Genomic DNA, 16,742 nt, shown 5'->3' with positions numbered 1-16,742 from the left:
CCGGCGTCGGGCTCAGCCGCGGTCCGCCCGCACCGCCGCCGCGAGCGCGGCGAGGGCGACCTCCGTGGCCTCCCAGCCCAGGCACGCGTCCGTCACGGATTGTCCGTACACGAGGTCCCGGCTCGGGTCCGTGGTGCCCGGATCGAGCCGCTGCGCGCCGGGGACCAGGAAGCTCTCCACCATCACTCCCGCGATGGCGCGTTCGCCGCCCGCGATCCGGGACGCCAGCTCGGTGAGCACCTCGGCCTGGCGGACGTGCGACTTGCCCGAATTGGCGTGGCTGGCATCCACGACGACCCGCGGGTTGACGCCGCTGGCCGCGAGGGCGGAGCCGGCGGCCGCGACGTCGGCCGCCGAGTAGTTGGGTCCCCCCGCCCCGCCGCGGAGGATCAGGTGCGCGTCGGGGTTTCCGGACGTGGCGACGAGGCTCGCGCGCCCGTCCTCGTCGATCCCGAGGAAGGCCTGCGGCGCCGCGGCCGCCAGGCATGCGTCCACCGCCACCCGCAGGCCGCCGTCCGTCCCGTTCTTGAATCCCACGGGCATCGACAGGCCCGACGCAAGCTGGCGGTGGATTTGGCTCTCCGTGGTGCGGGCCCCGATGGCGCCCCACGACACGAGGTCCGCGAGGTACTGCGGGCTGATCGGCTCCAGGAACTCCGTGGCCGCGGGCAGACCCAGCTTTCCGACGTCGCGGAGGAACCCCCGGGCGGCGCGCAGGCCGGCGGCGATATCGTGTCCCCCGTCCAGGCCCGGATCGTTGACGAGGCCCTTCCAGCCGACGGTCGTCCTGGGCTTCTCGAAGTAGGTGCGCATCACCACGAGCAGTTCGCCCCGGTGGCGCGCCGCGGCGTCCGCGAGCCGGCGGGCGTAGTCGAGCCCGGCGGCGGGGTCGTGGATGGAGCACGGCCCCACCACCACCAGGAGGCGGGGATCGACGCCGTCGAGCACGGCGCGGATCTCCTGCCGCGCCCGCCCGACGCGGTACTGCAACTCGTCCCCGGCCGGGAGCTCGGACACGACGTCGGCGGGGCTGGGGAGTTCGGAGAACCCGGACACCCGCTCGTTGCTGTTGGGGACGGGGCGGCGGTTGGTTTCGATGCTCACGGTGGGCCTTTCGGGGTTCGGTGCTCCGGCGGGCCGTGGCCGGGAGGACCGTCACCGGGTACCCCGGCCGCCTTCAGCGCCGCCTGGAAATGGCAAAGGACCGGGAGCGTGTGCTCCGGTCCTTGTGTCGGCTCTGAAGGTGGGTAGGCGCTATCAGCTAGACGCGGGCCCCTCCAGAGCCGACGAAAAATACGCATACCAACGGTGTGTCATGGCCCCGACGCTACCGTCCCGCCGTCCGCAACGCACGTCCGCGACGCCCTGTGACGCCGCCCGCACCGCCCCTCTCTCGCCGCGCGGGCGCATCCCCCTCTCTCCCCGGGCATGCCGGCCCTACCCCTGCCGGCGCAGCCCGGTGTAGTCACGGGCGAAGTGCACCAGCGGATCGTCCCCGGCGCCCGCGCCGCGCCCCATGGCCACGACCTCCCCCACCACGAGACGGTGCGTCGCAACGGTCACCGCCCGCACGGTGCGCACCTCGAACCAGGCCAGGGCGCCCTCGACGACGGCGGAGCCGGAGACGGGCGCGCGGCGGAACGGCACCTGGTTGAGCAGACCGACCACGGGGTTGCCGGGACTGGCGAGCCAACTCGCAATCCCCCGCTGATCCCGGGCCAGGAGCGACAGCGTCCACGCGCCGGCCGCCTCCACGGCCTCGCAGGCCCTCCCCTCCTCGTACAGGCTGACGAGCAGGGTGGGCGGATCGTGGGACACGTCCAGGTACCCCGTCACGGTGGCCGCAACGTCGTGCCCGCGGTGGCGGGCAGCGACCACCGCGACGCCGGAGGCGATGTCCGCGGCGAGGCCGCGGTACACCTCGCGGTCGGCCTCGCCGGGACCGTCGGACCCCACGAGGTGGGCATGCGGCGCATCGGGGATCTCCATGACCCCATGCTCGCAGAGGCCGCGGTCGCGCGCGGCGTGTGCCGCTAGATGACGCCGAGGGCGAGCATCGCATCGGCGACCTTGACGAAGCCCGCGATGTTGGCCCCGGCAACGTAGTTGCCGGGCTGGCCGTACTCCTCCGCCGTCCGCGCGCAGGTGTCGTGGATGCCCACCATGATTTCGCCCAGCCGGCGTTCGGTGTGCTCGAAACTCCAGGAGTCGCGGCTGGCGTTCTGCTGCATCTCGAGGGCGGAGGTCGCCACGCCGCCGGCGTTGGCCGCCTTCCCCGGGCCGAACAGCACGCCCGCCTCCTGGAAGATGGCCGTCGCCTCGGCGGTGCATGGCATGTTCGCGCCCTCGGCCACGGCCACAACGCCGCGCTCGACGAGGCGCCCAGCCGACTTCGCGTCGAGTTCGTTCTGGGTGGCCGACGGGAGCGCGACGGTCGCGTCCACGTCCCACACGTTGCCGCCCGCGACGTAGGCGACGCCCCGGCCGCGGCGCTCGGCGTACTCGCTGATGCGTCCGCGCTCGGTCTCCTTGATGGTGCGGAGCAGCCCGACGTCGATGCCTGACTCGTCGACGACGTAGCCGGAGGAATCGGAGGCCGCGACGACGGTCGCGCCGAGCGACTGGGCCTTGGCGATGGCGTTGATGGCCACGTTGCCGGAACCCGAGACCACCACCCGCTGCCCGTCCAAGCCCGCTCCCCGGGTCCTCAGCATCTCCTGCGCGAAGAGCACCGCGCCGAAACCCGTGGCCTCCGGCCGCACCAGGGACCCGCCCCAACCGGTTCCCTTGCCCGTCAGGACACCCGACTCGTAGCGGTTGGTGATCCGCTTGTACTGCCCGAACAGGTAACCGATCTCGCGCGCTCCGACGCCGATGTCTCCGGCCGGCACGTCCGTGTGCTCGCCGATGTGCCGGTACAGCTCCGTCATGAACGACTGGCAGAAGCGCATGACCTCGCCGTTGGATTTGCCGCGCGGGTCGAAGTCCGATCCGCCCTTGCCGCCGCCGATCGGCATGCCGGTCAGCGCGTTCTTGAACACCTGCTCGAAGCCGAGGAACTTGACGATGCCCAGGTACACCGACGGGTGGAAGCGCAGCCCGCCCTTGTACGGCCCGAGCGCCGAGTTGAACTCCACCCGGAAGCCGCGGTTGATCTGCACCCGCCCGGAGTCGTCGACCCACGGGACGCGGAAGATGATCTGCCGCTCGGGCTCGCACATGCGCTGCAGGATCGCGGCTTCCGCGTACTCGGGATGGCGCGACACCACCGGTTCGAGGCTCTCGAAGACCTCGGTGACGGCCTGGTGGAACTCCGCCTCGCCCTGGTTGCGACGGAAGACGTCCTCGCGGATGTTCTCCAGGTGCCGGTCCATGTGGGTTGCTCCTTGCGCTGCGCCGAGGATGCCGCGTCGCATCCCGGGGGCCGAAAGCCCGCCTCGACCCTGCCACGGAGCCGCCGGGCTCCGCCAACGGCGCGGAAACATGGGGCGGGATTCGCGTAACGATCGGCGCGTCCCGCGAGACGCGGGCTACCGTCCCCGCCGCGGGTAGCGGCGCCGGGCCCGTTCGCGGGCGATCCCCGACCGTCCCGCTACCGCCGCGGGTAGCGGCGCCGGGCCCGTTCGCGGGCGATCCCCGACCGTCCCGCTACCGCCGCGGGTCGCGGCGCCGGGCCCGTCCGCGGGCGATCCCCGACCGTCCCGCTACCGCCGCAAGTCGCGGCGCCGGGCCCGTTCGCGGGCGATCCCCGACCGTCCCGCTACCGGCGGCGGCCGAACTTCGGCTTGGGCAGCCTGTCCAGGAGGTCCTGCGCGCGTCCGGTGACCTGCTCCACGGTGCGGCCGACCGTCCGCCCCAACTGCTGGGCCGACTGCTGGGCCGACTGCGCGGTGGGAAGGACCGACGCGGGGGGGACGGGGTGGCGCGCCGCCGGGGCAAGCTCCGACCCGGCCGCCGTTGTGGGTGGCGCGCCGGGCGACGACGTGGCCGTGGCCTGCCGCGCGGGCGCGTGCCGACCGGCCTGGGGCGTCGGGGCGGAGTGCTGAGCGGGAGCGTGTTGCCCGGGGACGGGCTGCCCGGCGACGGCGGCCGGCGCGGGTCGCGGCACCGGCCTCACGGAGGCCTCGGGAACCGACTCCTGGGCGAGTGCCGCGCGCGGCGGCGCGGCATTCGCCGGTCCCTGCGGTCGGCTGTCTGCGGCCGGGCCGGCAGGTCGACGCGGCGCCGCGGCGCCCGGGTCCGCCGCCGTCGCGAAGTCGGTCAGCCACGCGGCCGCCTCGGCCAGCGGCACCGGATCCACGGAATAGTAGCGGCGCTGGCCGTCCGCCCGCGTGGTGACCAGACCGGCCTCGCGGAGGACCTTGAGGTGCTTGGACACGGTGGGCTGGCTGACGCCGAGGGTGTCGACCAACTCCCCCACCGACTGGTCTCCGGGCCGCAGCGCCTCGAGAATCCGGCGCCGGTTGCGTTCGGCGATGACAGGAAAGACGTCGTCGTGGGGCATGCCATCACCCTAACTGCATATACTCCTGCGGGCATGCCCCGCGCCGGAGTGTCACCGGATCCCGAAGCGCCCGGGGGGCTCAATCGAACCAGGGGTCCAGCCCGTAGAGCGGGAAGACCTCCTTGCGCGTGGCCATGATCGTCCGGTCCACCGGATCCGCCGGGTCGTAGCCGACCTCCCAGGAGCGCCACCAGATGTCGGCGTCGTCTCCCATCATGGCCGGCGCCTCGGTCCCGTAGAGTTCGGCGACATGGTCCCGCCAGGGCTGCGGCACCGGCGTGCGCGCCGGCACGGGGCGGCCGCCGGCGATGGCGATCAGGTGGCTCCAGGCGCGCGGGACGACGTTCGCGACGTTGTAGCCGCCACCGCCGGTGGCGATCCAGCGCCCCTCGCACAGTCGGTCGGCCAGGTCCGAGACGTCGAGCATGTTTTGCCGCTGCCCGTCGACGCTCAGGCGCAGGTTGCTCAGCATGTCCAGCGCGTGGCCGTCGCAGCCGTGCTGGCTCACGATGACCCCCGGGTCGAAAGCCGTCGCGATCTGCGGGACCACGGCATGGAAGGCACGCAACCAGCCGGCGTCGCCGGTCCCCGCGGGGACGGCGACGTTCACGGCCGTGCCCACGGCGTCGGGCCCGCCGATGTCGTTGGCGAATCCCGTGCCCGGGAAGAGCGACATTCCCGACTCGTGGAGCGAGATGGTCATGACCCGCGGCTCGTTCCAGAAGATGCGCTCGGTGCCGTCGCCGTGGTGGGCGTCGACGTCGATGTACAGGACCCGGGCGACCCCTCCGTCGAGCAGCCGCTGGATGGCCAGCGCGGCGTCGTTGTAGACGCAGAAACCGCTGGCGTGGCCGCGGGCGGCGTGGTGCATCCCCCCGGCGATGTTGACCGCGTGCAGCGCGGCCCCGCTCAGTATGCCTTCGGCCGCCACGAGCGATCCGCCGGCCAGGCGGGCGCTGGCTTCGTGGATGCCGGGGAAGAGCGGGTTGTCCTCGGTGCCGAGGCCGGCGGCTTCGTTGGGCTCGCCGGGGGACTCGCTGGCACGCCGGACAGCCGCGACGTATTCGGGGTCGTGGACCGTCTCCAGCTCGGCGTCGGTGGCGACCGGGGGCTCGACAACCGTGTAGTTGGGGCGCGCGAGCGTTCCGAGCTCCGCAGTCAGCCGCATGGTCAGATCCAGCCGCGCGGGGTGCATGGGATGGCTGTCGCTGAATCGATAGGCCATCAGGTCACCGCTCCAGATAACCTGCGTCGGCGGCGACGGGGCTGCGCTCTTGCTCATCACCTCCACAGGCTACGCGAACCGGCGGGCTTCCGCCCGTGGTGCGCGCGCCGGGGTCCGCGCCCGCCCCCGGGCCCGCGCGAAGTGGTTTACTGTGAACTGTCGCCAGGAGGGTCCTGCGCGGCAGCAGCAGTCCACGGATCCGCCGGAAAACATGCCCACATCACAGCAAGTGCCACGCCCCACGCGCCTGGGGCCCCTGGGACGCGTCTTCTTCGGCGCCCGCGATCTCGTCGACCGCCTCGCCGCCAGCTCACCCGCCCGCCTCGCCCTCACGGTGTTCGGGCTGGTCATCACCCTCTTCACGGCGCTGCTGTCGCTGCCCGCGTCGTCCAGCGCCGGCGGGTTCACGCCGCTGCACGACGCGCTGTTCACCGCCGTCTCGGCGGTGTGCGTCACCGGACTGACGGTCGTGTCCACGGCCACCCACTGGTCCTTCTTCGGGCAGGTGGTGATCCTCGTGGGCATCTTCGTCGGCGGTCTCGGCATCCTCACGCTCGCGTCCCTGCTGTCGCTGGCGGTCAGCAAGCGCCTCGGCGTGCGCGGGAAGCTGCTGGCCCAGCAGTCGATGAACACGCAGAACGTCGGACGGCTGGGCGAGGTCGGCACGCTGCTGCGGATCGTCATCACCACCTCGGTGGCGATCGAGGTGCTGCTGGCCCTCATGCTGACGCCGCGCTTCCTGGTGCTCGGCGAGCCGTTCGGCCAGGCGCTGTGGCACGGGATCTTCTACGCAATCTCGGCCTTCAACAACGCCGGGTTCACCCCGCACTCCGATGGGCTCGTCCCCTACGAGACCGACCTGTGGATCCTCGTCCCGCTCATGCTCGGCGTGTTCATCGGCAGCCTCGGCTTCCCGGTGGTGATGGTCCTCATCACGTTCCGGTTCCAGATGCGCCAGTGGACGCTGCACGCCAAGCTCACGCTCGCCGTGACGTCGATCCTCATGGTCGCCGGCGCGTTCGTCTGGCTGGTCCTGGAATGGAACAACGCCGCGACCATCGGGGGGATGGGCGTCGGCGACAAGCTGGTGCACTCACTCTTCGCCTCCGTCATGACCCGTTCGGGCGGATTCAACCTGGTCGACCAGAACGAGCTCGAATCCTCGACCATGCTGCTGACCGACGCGCTGATGTTCGCCGGCGGGGGCTCCGCGTCGACGGCCGGCGGCATCAAGGTCACCACGATCGCCGTCCTGTTCCTCGCGATCGCCGCGGAGGCCCGCGGCGACTCCGACGTCAAGGCCTTCGGCCGGCGCATCCCGGAGGGCGCGCTGCGCGTCGCGATCTCCGTCGTCGTCCTCGGCGCCACGCTGGTCAGCCTCGCGACGGCGCTGCTGCTGGGCATCAGCGGCGAGGCGCTGGACCGGGTGCTGTTCGAGTCCATCTCGGCCTTCGCCACGGTGGGCCTGAGCACCAACCTCAGCGCAGAGCTGCCCCCGGAGGGCAAGTACGTGCTCGCGGCCCTGATGTTCGCCGGGCGCGTCGGCACCATTACACTGGCCGCGGCGCTGACGCTGCGCCAGCGTGACCAGCTGTACCACTTCCCGGAAGAGAGGCCAATCATTGGCTGAGAACAAGACGGACCACAACGCCCCGGTCCTGGTCGTTGGCCTCGGCCGCTTCGGCGCGGCCGTGGCCGAGCAGCTGGTCCGGCAGGGGCGCGAGGTGCTGGCGATCGAGCGCAACGCCGAGCTGGTCCGGAAGTGGGCCGGCGCGCTGACGCACGTCGTCGAGGCCGACGCCACGAACGTGGACGCGCTGCGCCAGCTCGGCGCGCAGGACTTCTCGTCCGCCGTCGTCGGAGTGGGGACATCCATCGAGTCCTCCGTGCTGATCACCGTCAACCTGGTCGACCTCGGCATCGAGCACCTGTGGGTCAAGGCGATCACGCCGTCCCACGGCAAGATCCTCAGCCGCATCGGCGCGAACCACGTCGTCTATCCGGAGGCCGACGCCGGGGTCCGCGCGGCGCACCTGGTCGGCGGTCGCATGCTGGACTTCATCGAGTTCGACGACGGCTTCGCGATCGTCAAGATGTATCCGCCGAGGGAGACGCAGGGCTTCACGCTCGCCGAGTCGCAAGTGCGGTCCAAGTACGGCGTGACGATCGTCGGCGTGAAGTCTCCCGGCGAGGACTTCACCTACGCGCAGCCGGACACCAAGGTCACGCGGCGCGACGTCCTGATCGTCTCGGGCCACGTCGATCTCCTCGAACGCTTCGCCTCCCGGCCCTAACCCGCGAGCTCCCGGCTGATCTCGGCCGCGCGGTCGGCCGCGGCGCGGGCCGCGCGGGCGATGATGTCCGGGACGCCCTCGGCGTCGAAGGTCGCGATGGCCCGCTCCGTGGTGCCGTTCGGGCTGGTCACGGCGCGGCGCAGCGCCGACGGTTCCGCGCCCGGCTCCTCCAGCATGCGGCCCGCGCCCGCCACGGTCGCACGCGCCAGGTCCCGGGCCAGCGTGGGCTCGAGCCCCAGCTCCTCCCCCGCCCGCGCCATCGCCTCGGCGAGGTAGAAGGCGTACGCGGGGCCGGAGCCGCTGACCGCCGACACGGCGTCCAGCTGTGCCTCGGGCACCACGCGGACCAGGCCGGAGCCGGCGAACAGCGCGGCCACGGCGTCGACCTGGGCGTCGGTCGCATGGGTCCCGCCGCTCAGCCCGACGGCGCCGCGGCCCACCGTCAGCGGCGTGTTCGGCATGCTGCGCACCACGGGCTGTCCCGGGGCCAGCGATCGCTCGATCATGTCGATGGTGACGGCCGCCGCCACGCTGACCACGACGGTTCCCGGGCGGAGGGCGCCGGCGATCTCACGGCAGAGCTCCTGGATTCCCACGGGCTTGACGCCGAGGAAGACGATGTCGGCGCCCATGGCGGCGTCGATGTTGGCGTCCGCGTCGACCGACGTCGCCAGCGCCACCACGCCCGTGTCCGCGGCCAGGTCCCGCGCCTTCTCGGTGCCGCGGACCGTGGCGGTGATCCGCGACGGCTCGACGCCGGAGCCCAGGATCCCGCGCAGGATGGCGCCGTTCATGGATCCGGCGCCCAGGAAGGCCAGGCGGTGCGGGGACGTGTCGACGGGGTAGTCGGTGTGCGGTTTCTCCATGCCGCCATTGTTCCACGGGGCGGGAGCCCAATGCCGGGCCCCTGATTAACAGGGTTCTCCCAGCTTCCTGGGGGCTGGCGCACAACCTCGATGCTTAGAGTGAGGCGTACCTCATTTAGGTGCGAGTGATGAAGGATCGGACACGGCTTCGACACCGTTCCGGTCCAGGTGTCGGCGAGCGAACGCGAGTGTTTCCCCCAACCACTCCTCCCGCTCGCCGGCACCTTTCGCTTTGCGCGTGGAGACCTCGACCGCCACGACGCCGCCCCAGCCCGAATCGCGCAGGTGCCCCATCGCCTCCGCCACGGGTTGCGTCCCGCGACCGGGCACGAGGTGCTCGTCCTTGCCGTTGTCCTGCCCGTCGCAGAGGTGCACGTGGGAGAGCCTGTCCCCCAGCGACACCATGGCCTCGTGGGAGTCCATGTTGGAGATCGCCGCGTGGGAGAAGTCCCAGGTCACGAACTCGTAGGGCTGCGGCACCGGGTTCCAGTGCGGGAGGTACATCTTCGCCTCGCGGCCGCGGGCGCGCCACGGGTACATGTTCTCCACGGCGATCTTCACGCCGTACTGCTCCATGATCCGCGCGACGCCGTCGGCGAACCCCGTCGCGTAGGTGCCCTGCCAGCGGAACGGCGGGTGCGCGACCACGACGTCGCACCCCACGTCCCGCGCCATGGCCGCGGACATCTCGATCTTGTTCCACGCGCTGCCCCACACCTGCTGGGTCAGCAGGAGGGTGGGCGCGTGGATCGCCATGATGGGCTGGTCGTAGCGCGAGCTGAGCTCCGCGAGGCGGGCCGGGCTCTGGGAGATCTGGTTTCCGGTGACCAGAACCTCGACGCCGTCGTAGCCGAGGTCGCGGGCCACCGAGAAGGCGTCGTGGACATTCAGCGGATAGACCGAGGCGCTCGACAGCGCCACCGGGATGAGGTCCTTCGTCATTGCGCGGCTTCCCGTCTCATTCGTTCACATCGACTGCGGGAACCCCGGGCCGTTGCCCGAGTTCCACCTGCCCCACACCCACGCTACTACCCAGCGGCAGGGGGCCGTCGAACATCAGGTGGTCGAATCGCCGCAGGATGAGCCCCTCCCGGAGGGCCCAGGGGCAGATGCGCAGGGACTTGATTCCGAACGCGGCCATGGCGGCCTCCGCCACCACGGCCCCGGCGAGGAGCTGCGGGGCGCGGACCTCGGACACCCCCGGCAGCTCCGCGCGCTGCCCGGCGGTCATGGCCGCGAGCCGGTGCGTCCACAGCTTGAGGTCGGCGTGCCGCAGGACCCGCTTGACGTAGGGCCCCTCGGCGCTGGGCGCGGCGCCGGTGATCCGCGCCAGCGAGCGGAAGGTCTTGGAGGTGCCGGCGACGAGCGTGGGGGCGCCGAACGCCGCCAGCTCGCCGACGGGCGCGCTCAGCGTCTCCCGGACGTACGCGCGCAGCGCCTTCAGGTCACGCGTGCCGGGCGGATCCCCCGGGAGCCGCTCGCGCGTGAGGCGGCCGGCACCGAGGGGGACCGAACGTGCCGCCGCCGGGAAGTCGTCCGTTCCGATCGCCATCTCGAACGAGCCGCCGCCGATGTCGAGGTCGAGGATGGTCTCGGCCCCCCAGCCGAACCAGCGCCGGACGGCGTGGTACGTCATGCCGGCCTCCTGCTCGCCCGTCAGTTCGGTCAGCGTCACGCCGGTCTGTTCGACGACGCGGTCCAGCACGGCCTGCCCGTTGGCGGCCTCGCGGATCGCCGAGGTGCAGAAGGCCAGCAGGTCCGCGGCCCGGTGGCGCTTCGCGAAGCGGGAGGCCTCCTGGACGAAGTCCACCAGCTCGCGCTGGCCCTGCTCGTTGATGGCCCCGGCGTCGTCGAGGAAGCTCACCAGCGCGAGCGGGCGCTTGTGCGAGGCGAACGCCGCCGGACGCGCGCCCGGGTACGCGTCCACCAACAGGAGGTGGACGGTGTTCGAGCCGATGTCCAGGACGCCGAGCCTCACCGCCGGTGCCGCCCCGCCGCTACTTCTTTTTCGCGGCGGGCCGCCGGGCCGCCGGCTTCTTCGCCCCGCGCTTGACCGGTCCCTTGGCCCGCTTCTCCGCCAGCAGCTCGACGGCGCGCTCCCGGGTCAGTTCCTCGATGGCCGTGTCCCGCGGGACGGTGATGTTGGTGACGCCATCCGTGATGTACGGGCCGAAGCGCCCCTCCTTCACCACGATCGGCTTCTCCGTCACCGGGTCGTCTCCGAACTCCGCAAGCGGCGGCGCGGCCGTGCGTCCGCCGCGCTGCTTGGGCTGCGAGTAGATTTCCAGCGCCTGCTCGAGCGTGATCGTGAAGATCTCCTCCTCGGATCCGATGGACCGCGAGTCGGAACCCTTCTTCAGATACGGGCCGAAGCGGCCGTTCTGGACGGTGATCTCGGTGCCCTCCGCGTCCGTGCCCAGGACGCGCGGCAGCCGGATGAGGCGCAGCGCCTCCTCGAGGGTGACCGTCTCCACGGACATCGACTTGAAGAGCGAACCCGTGCGCGGGCGCTCCTTCACGGGCTTCTTCGGCGGCTTGGGCTTGCCGTTCTTGTAGTACTCGACGGGCAGCGCGGCGAGTTCCTCCGGCGTGGGCTCGTGGATGACCTCGGTGACGTACGCGCCGTACCGTCCGTCCTTCGCGACGATCGCCCGGCCCGTCTCCGGGTCGACGCCGAGTTCGCGCTCCTCGGGTCCCGCGGCCTCCATGAGCTCGCGCGCCTTCTCGGCCGTGAGTTCGTCCGGCGCGAGGTCCTCGGGCACGTTGGCGCGCTGCGGCTCGGTGCCCTCGGGCGCGTCGGCCGGCAGTGGCTTCTCCAGGTACGGCCCGTACTTGCCCACGCGCAGGACGATGCCCGGGGCGATCTCGACCGAGTTGATGGCGCGCGCGTCGATGTCGCCGAGGTTCTCGACGACGGCTTGCAGGCCGGCGGCCTCTTGGCCCTCGCCGAAGTAGAACTTCCTCAGCCACGCCGAGCGCGCCAGGTGGCCCTTGGCGATCTCGTCGAGGTCGTCCTCGAGCCGGGCCGTGAAGTCGTAGTCCACGTAGCGGGCGAAGTGCTCCTCCAGCAGCCGGATCACGGAGAACGCGATCCAGCTCGGCACGAGCGCGCCGCCGCGCTTGGTGACGTAGCCGCGGTCCATGATCGTGGAGATCGTCGGCGCGTAGGTTGACGGGCGGCCGATCTCGCGCGCCTCGAGCTCCGCGACGATCGAGGCCTCGGTGTAGCGCGGTGGGGGCGAGGTCTCGTGGCCGGAGGCCTCGATCGCCTTGCCCGTGAGCGGGTCCGCGACCTTGAGCACCGGAAGCCGGCGCTCGGCCTCGTTCTCGGCCTCCTCGGCGGGGGAGATGTCCCGCCCCTCCTCGTAGGCGGCCATGAAGCCGCGGAAGGTGATGACCGTGCCCGACGCGGAGAATTCCGCCGTGCGGCCATCCCGCGCCTGTCCGGAGAGCCGGACGGAGGCGGTGGAGCCCTTGGCGTCGGCCATCTGCGAGGCGACGGTCCGCTTCCAGATGAGCTCGTAGAGCTTGAACTCGTCGGCGCCGAGCTGGCTGCGGACGTCGACGGGACGGCGGAAGGAGTCGCCCGCGGGGCGGATGGCCTCGTGCGCCTCCTGCGCGGTGTCGGACTTGCCCTTGTACAAGCGCGGCTTGGCGGGGACCGCGTCCGCCCCGTATAGCTCCGCGGCCTGCTTCCGGGCCGCATTGACGGCCTCGTTGGACAGGAACACGGAGTCCGTACGCATGTACGTGATGTAGCCGTTCTCGTACAGGCGCTGCGCCACCTGCATGGTCGACTTGGAGGACCAGCGCAGCTTGCGCGAGGCCTCCTGCTGCAGCGTCGACGTCGTGAACGGGGCCGCGGGGCGGCGCGTGTAGGGCTTGGTGTCGACGCTCTGGACGGCGAAGGCGGCCCCCTCCAGCCCCTCGGCCAGGGACGTCGCCGCGTCGCGGTCCAGGGGCACGACGCCGGTCCCGGACTTTGGCGTCTTCAGCTCGCCGCGGTCGTCGAAGTCGCGTCCCGTGGCGACGCGGGCGCCGTCGACGGCGACCAGCTTGGCGCGGAAGGACTCGTCGGCGGCGGTGGCGAACTCGCCCGAGAGGTCCCAGTAGGACGCGGAGCGGAACGCCATGCGTTCGCGCTCGCGCTCGACGACGAGCCGGGTCGCGACGGACTGCACGCGGCCCGCGGACAACCCGCGGGCGACCTTGCGCCACAGCACCGGGGAGATCTCGTAGCCGTAGAGCCGGTCCAGGACCCGGCGGGTCTCCTGGGCGTCGACCAGGTCGGTGTCGAGCTCGCGGATGTTCTCGAGGGCGCGGGCGATGCCCTCCTTCGTGATCTCGGTGAACGCCATGCGGTACACCGGGACCTTCGGCTTCAGGACCTGCAGCAGGTGCCACGCGATGGCTTCGCCTTCGCGGTCCGCATCGGTTGCGAGGTAGAGCGCGTCGGCGTCCTTGAGTTGCGCCTTGAGGTCCGCCACCCGCTTCTTCTTGTCCGGATAGACGACGTAGTACGGCTCGAAGTCGTTGTCGATGTCCACGGCGAACTTGCCCACGGACGTCTTCTTGAGTTCCGCCGGCAGCTCCGAGGGCTGCGGAAGGTCCCGGATGTGGCCGACGGACGCGTCGACGACGAATCCCTCGCCAAGGTACTTGGCGATCGACTTGCTCTTGGCGGGAGACTCGACGATCACGAGTTTCTTGCCGGTCTTTTCCTTGGCCTTGGGGGGCACAACACTCCTATTGCAGCCGGTGGCACGTCGGCACGACGAGCCTGCTCATACCTGCTCTAGGGTAGCCGCATCGACGCCGTACCGGGCAAGCGGAGTCCCCGAGTGTGCGCAACGGCGCGTCCGCGGGGCCGGCGGGCCGACCGCGGCCTACGGCGCGGAGCTCCTGATCTCCGGGAGGAAGGAAAGCATGTAGTAGAGGCGCTCCCCGTCGATGCCGCGCTCCTCCGGGTCCGCGAGGGCCTCGTATTCGTCGACCAGTGCGTAGACGCGCTTGACGAACTCGTCCCGCTGCTCCTCCCTGAGGAACACCATGCCGGTGGTGAGGACCGGCGCGCGTCCGGGGGACGGCTCGATCCCGGCCTTCCGGTCGGCGTCGCGCCGGGCGATTTCGGCGCTGAGCCGTTCGCGGAACGCGTTCAGCTGCACGTTCAGGAACGCGTTCTTCGCGGCGGTGGAGTCGCTCAGCGTGCCCACGACCAGCTGGTCCCCGGCCGCCTTCCACCGGCGCTCGCGCCCGTCGCCCTCGTTCGCCGCGCGCTCGACGTACCCGTACTTCTCCAGGGCCCGGAGGTGGTAGCTCATCGCGCTGGGGGTGAGGTTGCAGCGGGAGGCCAGCTCGGTCGCGGTCCGCGTCGACTGGGAGGCGAACAGCTCCTCGAGGACCTCCAGCCGCGCCTCGTGGGCGAGGGCGCGGATGGCCTGCGGGTCGCTGATCACGACCGGGTTCGCCGTCTGCCGGCGCACTTCCCTGCTGGGGGCCGCGTCCTTCGCGGATGTGTTCTGCGTCATGTGGAAAAACTTTAGCCTTCGTTTCGCATCTGGCACAGGAAACCGCGCGTAACAAGTCGGACAACACCGGCCATGAGATCTCCGACGGTCTCGTCGCGGTCCATGCCCAGCAGCGAGGCGATGGCGCCGGCGATCTGTCCCGCGGTCAGCTCGCCGTCGCAGGCCGAGACGAACCCGGCCTCCTGGGTGCTCAGCAGCGTCGTCCGCCGCAGGCCCGCCCCCTGCCGCAGAAGGATCACGCCGGGGTGCTCGGCGCCGGGGCGCTGGTGGCGCTCCTCGGTCACGTCGTCGCGCACCACCAGATGCAGGTCCTCGAGCCCCACGCCGCACAGGTCGTCCGCCGCCCGGATCTCCTCGGCGAGGTAGGGCCCGACCGGCTGCTCGATCGGGTGGCCGATCTCCTCGAACCGGAGGCCGAAGGGGAGCTCGCCCGGCGTCGGCGGACGGCGCAGCCAGACCATACCGAAGCCGACCGCCTCGACGCCCCGCGCGGCGAAGTCCTGCAGGTATTCGGCGTAGCGCCGCCGGTAGCGCGCGGCGTCGCGGACCTCCGAGGCGTCCTGGAGCCACGTCTCCGCGTACTCGTGCGGCGTGGCCGACTCGCGTTGGATGAACCAGGCTTCCGTGCCCTCGGCGACCCATGAGCGCGGCCGCCGTGCCCAGTCGGCGCCGGCGTCGTCCCCCGCCGTGGGATCGCCGGACGCGCCGCCGTCGTCCCCGCCCCAGATCTCCCAGTTGGCCAGCATCTGCGCGGTGCCGCCCGGGGCCAGCACGGCGGGCAGGCCGGCGATCAGCTCGGCGACCAGGCGGTCGCCGGCGAGGCCGCCGTCGCGGTAGGTGAAGACATCGCGCGCGGTTTCCCCGGCGGTGCGCGGGGTGATGACGAACGGCGGGTTCGAGACCACCAGGTCGAACAGCTCGCCCCGCACCGGCTCGAGCAGGCTGCCCCTCCGGAGCTGGATGCGGGCCTCGGGATCCGCTGGATCGACGGCGAGCGCCCGGTGGTTGAGCAGCACGTTGAAGCGGGTGAAGGCGAGCGCGCGCTCGGACACGTCGGTGGCCACCACCTGCTCCGCGTGCGAGAGCAGATGAAAGGCCTGGATTCCGCAGCCGGTGCCCAGGTCGAGGGCCCGGGCGACGTCGCGGCGCATCGTGGTCTGGGCCAGCGTCAGCGAGGCGCGGCCGATGCCCAGCACGTGGTCGTGGCGCAGGACCCCGGGCCGCTGGTGCGCGCCCAGGTCGCTCGCGACCCAGAGTTCGGCGTCGGCGTCCGACGCGTGCGGCCGCAGGTCGACGGCGGCGCGCAGCCGGGCGGGGTCCGGCGCCGGCGCGGCCAGGCCGAGCGCGAGCACCCCGGCGGCCCCCGTGCGCGGCAGGGCCGCGTCGAGGTCCGCGGCCTCCACCTCCATCCCCAGCAGCCAGAAGGCGATCGCCAGGGCCAGCGGGGGCGGCGACGCGGCCCCCAGAACACGGTCCACGACAATCAGGGCGGGCACCGGCTGATCGCGGATCAGCGCCGCGTGCGCTTCCTCGCCGAGAAACCCCGTGACGGCGTCGTGCCGGAAACCGGCCCCCTCGAGATCCGCCGCGAGATCCGCGAGGAGCTGCGGATCGTGGCTCTGCGGGGCGTCCGGAATGCGCGAAAAGTCGTCGGTGGAGTGCACTGGTCGAGTCTATCGACTCGGCTGCGGGGCCGGGCGGCAACCGGGGTCCGGGATCCGCCGCCTAGGATGGGTCAATGCCTGACGACAGCCCCGCATGCCGGACTTCCCGCCCAACGCGACAGCGGATCCTGGCCGCGGCCGCCGGCGTGTGCTCCGCCGCCGCGCTCTCCGCCTGCGGCTCGGGGACCGCCCCCGCGCCCGCCGGCGCCGCGGAGTCCACCGTGCCGGTGCCGACCTTCTCCCGGGAGCCCGTCGAGCCGGTCGAGCCCGCGCGGCCCATCGACGTCGCGGCCTTCTCCGAGGGCGGCCCGCTGCTGGCGGCCGCCAACCGGCTGGTCGAACCGACCTCGAAATCCACCTCCCTGGCCATGTCGGGTCCGGAGCTGCAACCCGGCCAGTACACGCTGACCTTCGCCTGCTCCTCGCCGAACGGCCCCGCCGTCGTCACCGGTCTGGTCCGCGATCCGGAGCTGAACGTGCTGGCCGTGGCCGAGGGCGAATGCGCCACGGACCCGAAGTCCAGCGAGCACACGGTCGACTTCCTGGTGCAGACCAAGGGGGTGGAGATCCTCCTGGATACCTCCCGCCCGGGGATAGCCCTGGCCGGCCGCGTCGACTCCACCGCGGGCTAGGCACGGCCGGGTTCCGGCGCCGCGGCGCG

At 71.9% G+C, this 16,742-nt stretch carries 14 protein-coding genes; 3 read left to right on the top strand and 11 right to left on the bottom strand.

What is annotated here, in order from left to right; genetic code table 11:
- Positions 1–12 precede the first annotated feature (12 nt).
- The 5 genes from ACETWP_RS09580 to ACETWP_RS09560 form a co-directional block, all read right to left on the bottom strand.
- Complete coding sequence (locus ACETWP_RS09580) at positions 13–1,104, bottom strand: 3-deoxy-7-phosphoheptulonate synthase (protein WP_373972010.1); 1,092 nt, start codon at positions 1,102–1,104, stop codon at positions 13–15.
- Between the two features lie 333 nt (positions 1,105–1,437).
- Positions 1,438–1,989, bottom strand: a complete 552-nt coding sequence (locus ACETWP_RS09575) for a flavin reductase family protein (RefSeq protein ID WP_373972009.1) — start codon at positions 1,987–1,989, stop codon at positions 1,438–1,440.
- A gap of 44 nt (positions 1,990–2,033) precedes the next feature.
- Entirely contained in the window at positions 2,034–3,374 is a 1,341-nt protein-coding gene (gene gdhA / locus ACETWP_RS09570) for an NADP-specific glutamate dehydrogenase (protein WP_373972008.1), read from the bottom strand.
- A gap of 386 nt (positions 3,375–3,760) precedes the next feature.
- Positions 3,761–4,504 (bottom strand): ArsR/SmtB family transcription factor, encoded by a 744-nt coding sequence (locus tag ACETWP_RS09565; protein WP_373972007.1) that lies wholly within the window; start codon positions 4,502–4,504, stop codon positions 3,761–3,763.
- Between the two features lie 79 nt (positions 4,505–4,583).
- Positions 4,584–5,786 (bottom strand): acetoin utilization protein AcuC, encoded by a 1,203-nt coding sequence (locus ACETWP_RS09560; RefSeq protein WP_373972006.1) that lies wholly within the window; start codon positions 5,784–5,786, stop codon positions 4,584–4,586.
- A 154-nt stretch (positions 5,787–5,940) separates the two neighbouring features.
- On the opposite strand from ACETWP_RS09560, the gene ACETWP_RS09555 reads away from it, so the two are divergent.
- Both ACETWP_RS09555 and ACETWP_RS09550 read left to right on the top strand, forming a co-directional pair.
- Positions 5,941–7,359: a TrkH family potassium uptake protein gene (locus tag ACETWP_RS09555; protein WP_373972005.1), complete on the top strand. Its 1,419-nt coding sequence runs from the start codon at positions 5,941–5,943 to the stop codon at positions 7,357–7,359.
- Complete coding sequence (locus tag ACETWP_RS09550) at positions 7,352–8,023, top strand: potassium channel family protein (protein WP_373972004.1); 672 nt, start codon at positions 7,352–7,354, stop codon at positions 8,021–8,023. The genes ACETWP_RS09555 and ACETWP_RS09550 overlap by 8 nt, the downstream gene beginning before the upstream one ends.
- Here the strand turns inward: ACETWP_RS09550 and proC are convergent.
- From proC to ACETWP_RS09520, 6 genes are all read right to left on the bottom strand, one after another.
- Positions 8,020–8,889 (bottom strand): pyrroline-5-carboxylate reductase, encoded by an 870-nt coding sequence (gene proC / locus ACETWP_RS09545; RefSeq protein ID WP_373972003.1) that lies wholly within the window; start codon positions 8,887–8,889, stop codon positions 8,020–8,022. The two genes, ACETWP_RS09550 and proC, sit on opposite strands and share 4 nt — an antisense overlap.
- Positions 8,890–9,000: 111 nt before the next feature.
- A complete protein-coding gene (locus ACETWP_RS09540; RefSeq protein WP_373972002.1) occupies positions 9,001–9,831 on the bottom strand; it encodes a sugar phosphate isomerase/epimerase family protein in 831 nt (276 codons plus the stop codon).
- Between the two features lie 16 nt (positions 9,832–9,847).
- On the bottom strand, positions 9,848–10,867 hold the full coding sequence (locus ACETWP_RS09535; protein WP_373972001.1) for a Ppx/GppA family phosphatase: 1,020 nt from the start codon (positions 10,865–10,867) through the stop codon (positions 9,848–9,850).
- Positions 10,868–10,886: 19 nt separating this feature from the next.
- Positions 10,887–13,628 carry a type I DNA topoisomerase gene (gene topA / locus ACETWP_RS09530; RefSeq protein ID WP_373972000.1) on the bottom strand — a complete coding sequence of 914 codons (2,742 nt, stop codon included), beginning with the start codon at positions 13,626–13,628 and terminating at the stop codon, positions 10,887–10,889.
- Between the two features lie 147 nt (positions 13,629–13,775).
- Entirely contained in the window at positions 13,776–14,417 is a 642-nt protein-coding gene (locus ACETWP_RS09525) for an ArsR/SmtB family transcription factor (RefSeq protein WP_373971999.1), read from the bottom strand.
- 11 nt (positions 14,418–14,428) lie between these two features.
- Positions 14,429–16,081 carry a DUF7059 domain-containing protein gene (locus tag ACETWP_RS09520; protein ID WP_373971998.1) on the bottom strand — a complete coding sequence of 551 codons (1,653 nt, stop codon included), beginning with the start codon at positions 16,079–16,081 and terminating at the stop codon, positions 14,429–14,431.
- Between the two features lie 74 nt (positions 16,082–16,155).
- On the opposite strand from ACETWP_RS09520, the gene ACETWP_RS09515 reads away from it, so the two are divergent.
- Positions 16,156–16,713: a hypothetical protein gene (locus tag ACETWP_RS09515; RefSeq protein WP_373971997.1), complete on the top strand. Its 558-nt coding sequence runs from the start codon at positions 16,156–16,158 to the stop codon at positions 16,711–16,713.
- Positions 16,714–16,742 lie beyond the last annotated feature (29 nt).

The organism is Arthrobacter halodurans (assembly GCF_041877255.1).
GTDB classification, from domain to species: domain Bacteria; phylum Actinomycetota; class Actinomycetes; order Actinomycetales; family Micrococcaceae; genus Arthrobacter_N; species Arthrobacter_N halodurans.
The sequence above is the reverse complement of the archived record's forward strand: the minus strand, read 5'-3'. Positions and strand labels throughout refer to the sequence as shown.

Bases quoted from the DNA above. Each gene is read 5' to 3' on its own strand.
- ACETWP_RS09575 (WP_373972009.1), bottom strand. From the start codon at position 1,989: ATGGAGATCCCCGATGCGCCGCATGCCCACCTCGTGGGGTCCGACGGT.
- gdhA (WP_373972008.1), bottom strand. From the start codon at position 3,374: ATGGACCGGCACCTGGAGAACATCCGCGAGGACGTCTTCCGTCGCAAC.
- ACETWP_RS09565 (WP_373972007.1), bottom strand. From the start codon at position 4,504: ATGCCCCACGACGACGTCTTTCCTGTCATCGCCGAACGCAACCGGCGC.
- ACETWP_RS09560 (WP_373972006.1), bottom strand. From the start codon at position 5,786: ATGAGCAAGAGCGCAGCCCCGTCGCCGCCGACGCAGGTTATCTGGAGC.
- ACETWP_RS09555 (WP_373972005.1), top strand. From the start codon at position 5,941: ATGCCCACATCACAGCAAGTGCCACGCCCCACGCGCCTGGGGCCCCTG.
- proC (WP_373972003.1), bottom strand. From the start codon at position 8,889: ATGGAGAAACCGCACACCGACTACCCCGTCGACACGTCCCCGCACCGC.
- ACETWP_RS09540 (WP_373972002.1), bottom strand. From the start codon at position 9,831: ATGACGAAGGACCTCATCCCGGTGGCGCTGTCGAGCGCCTCGGTCTAT.
- ACETWP_RS09525 (WP_373971999.1), bottom strand. From the start codon at position 14,417: ATGACGCAGAACACATCCGCGAAGGACGCGGCCCCCAGCAGGGAAGTG.
- ACETWP_RS09515 (WP_373971997.1), top strand. From the start codon at position 16,156: ATGCCTGACGACAGCCCCGCATGCCGGACTTCCCGCCCAACGCGACAG.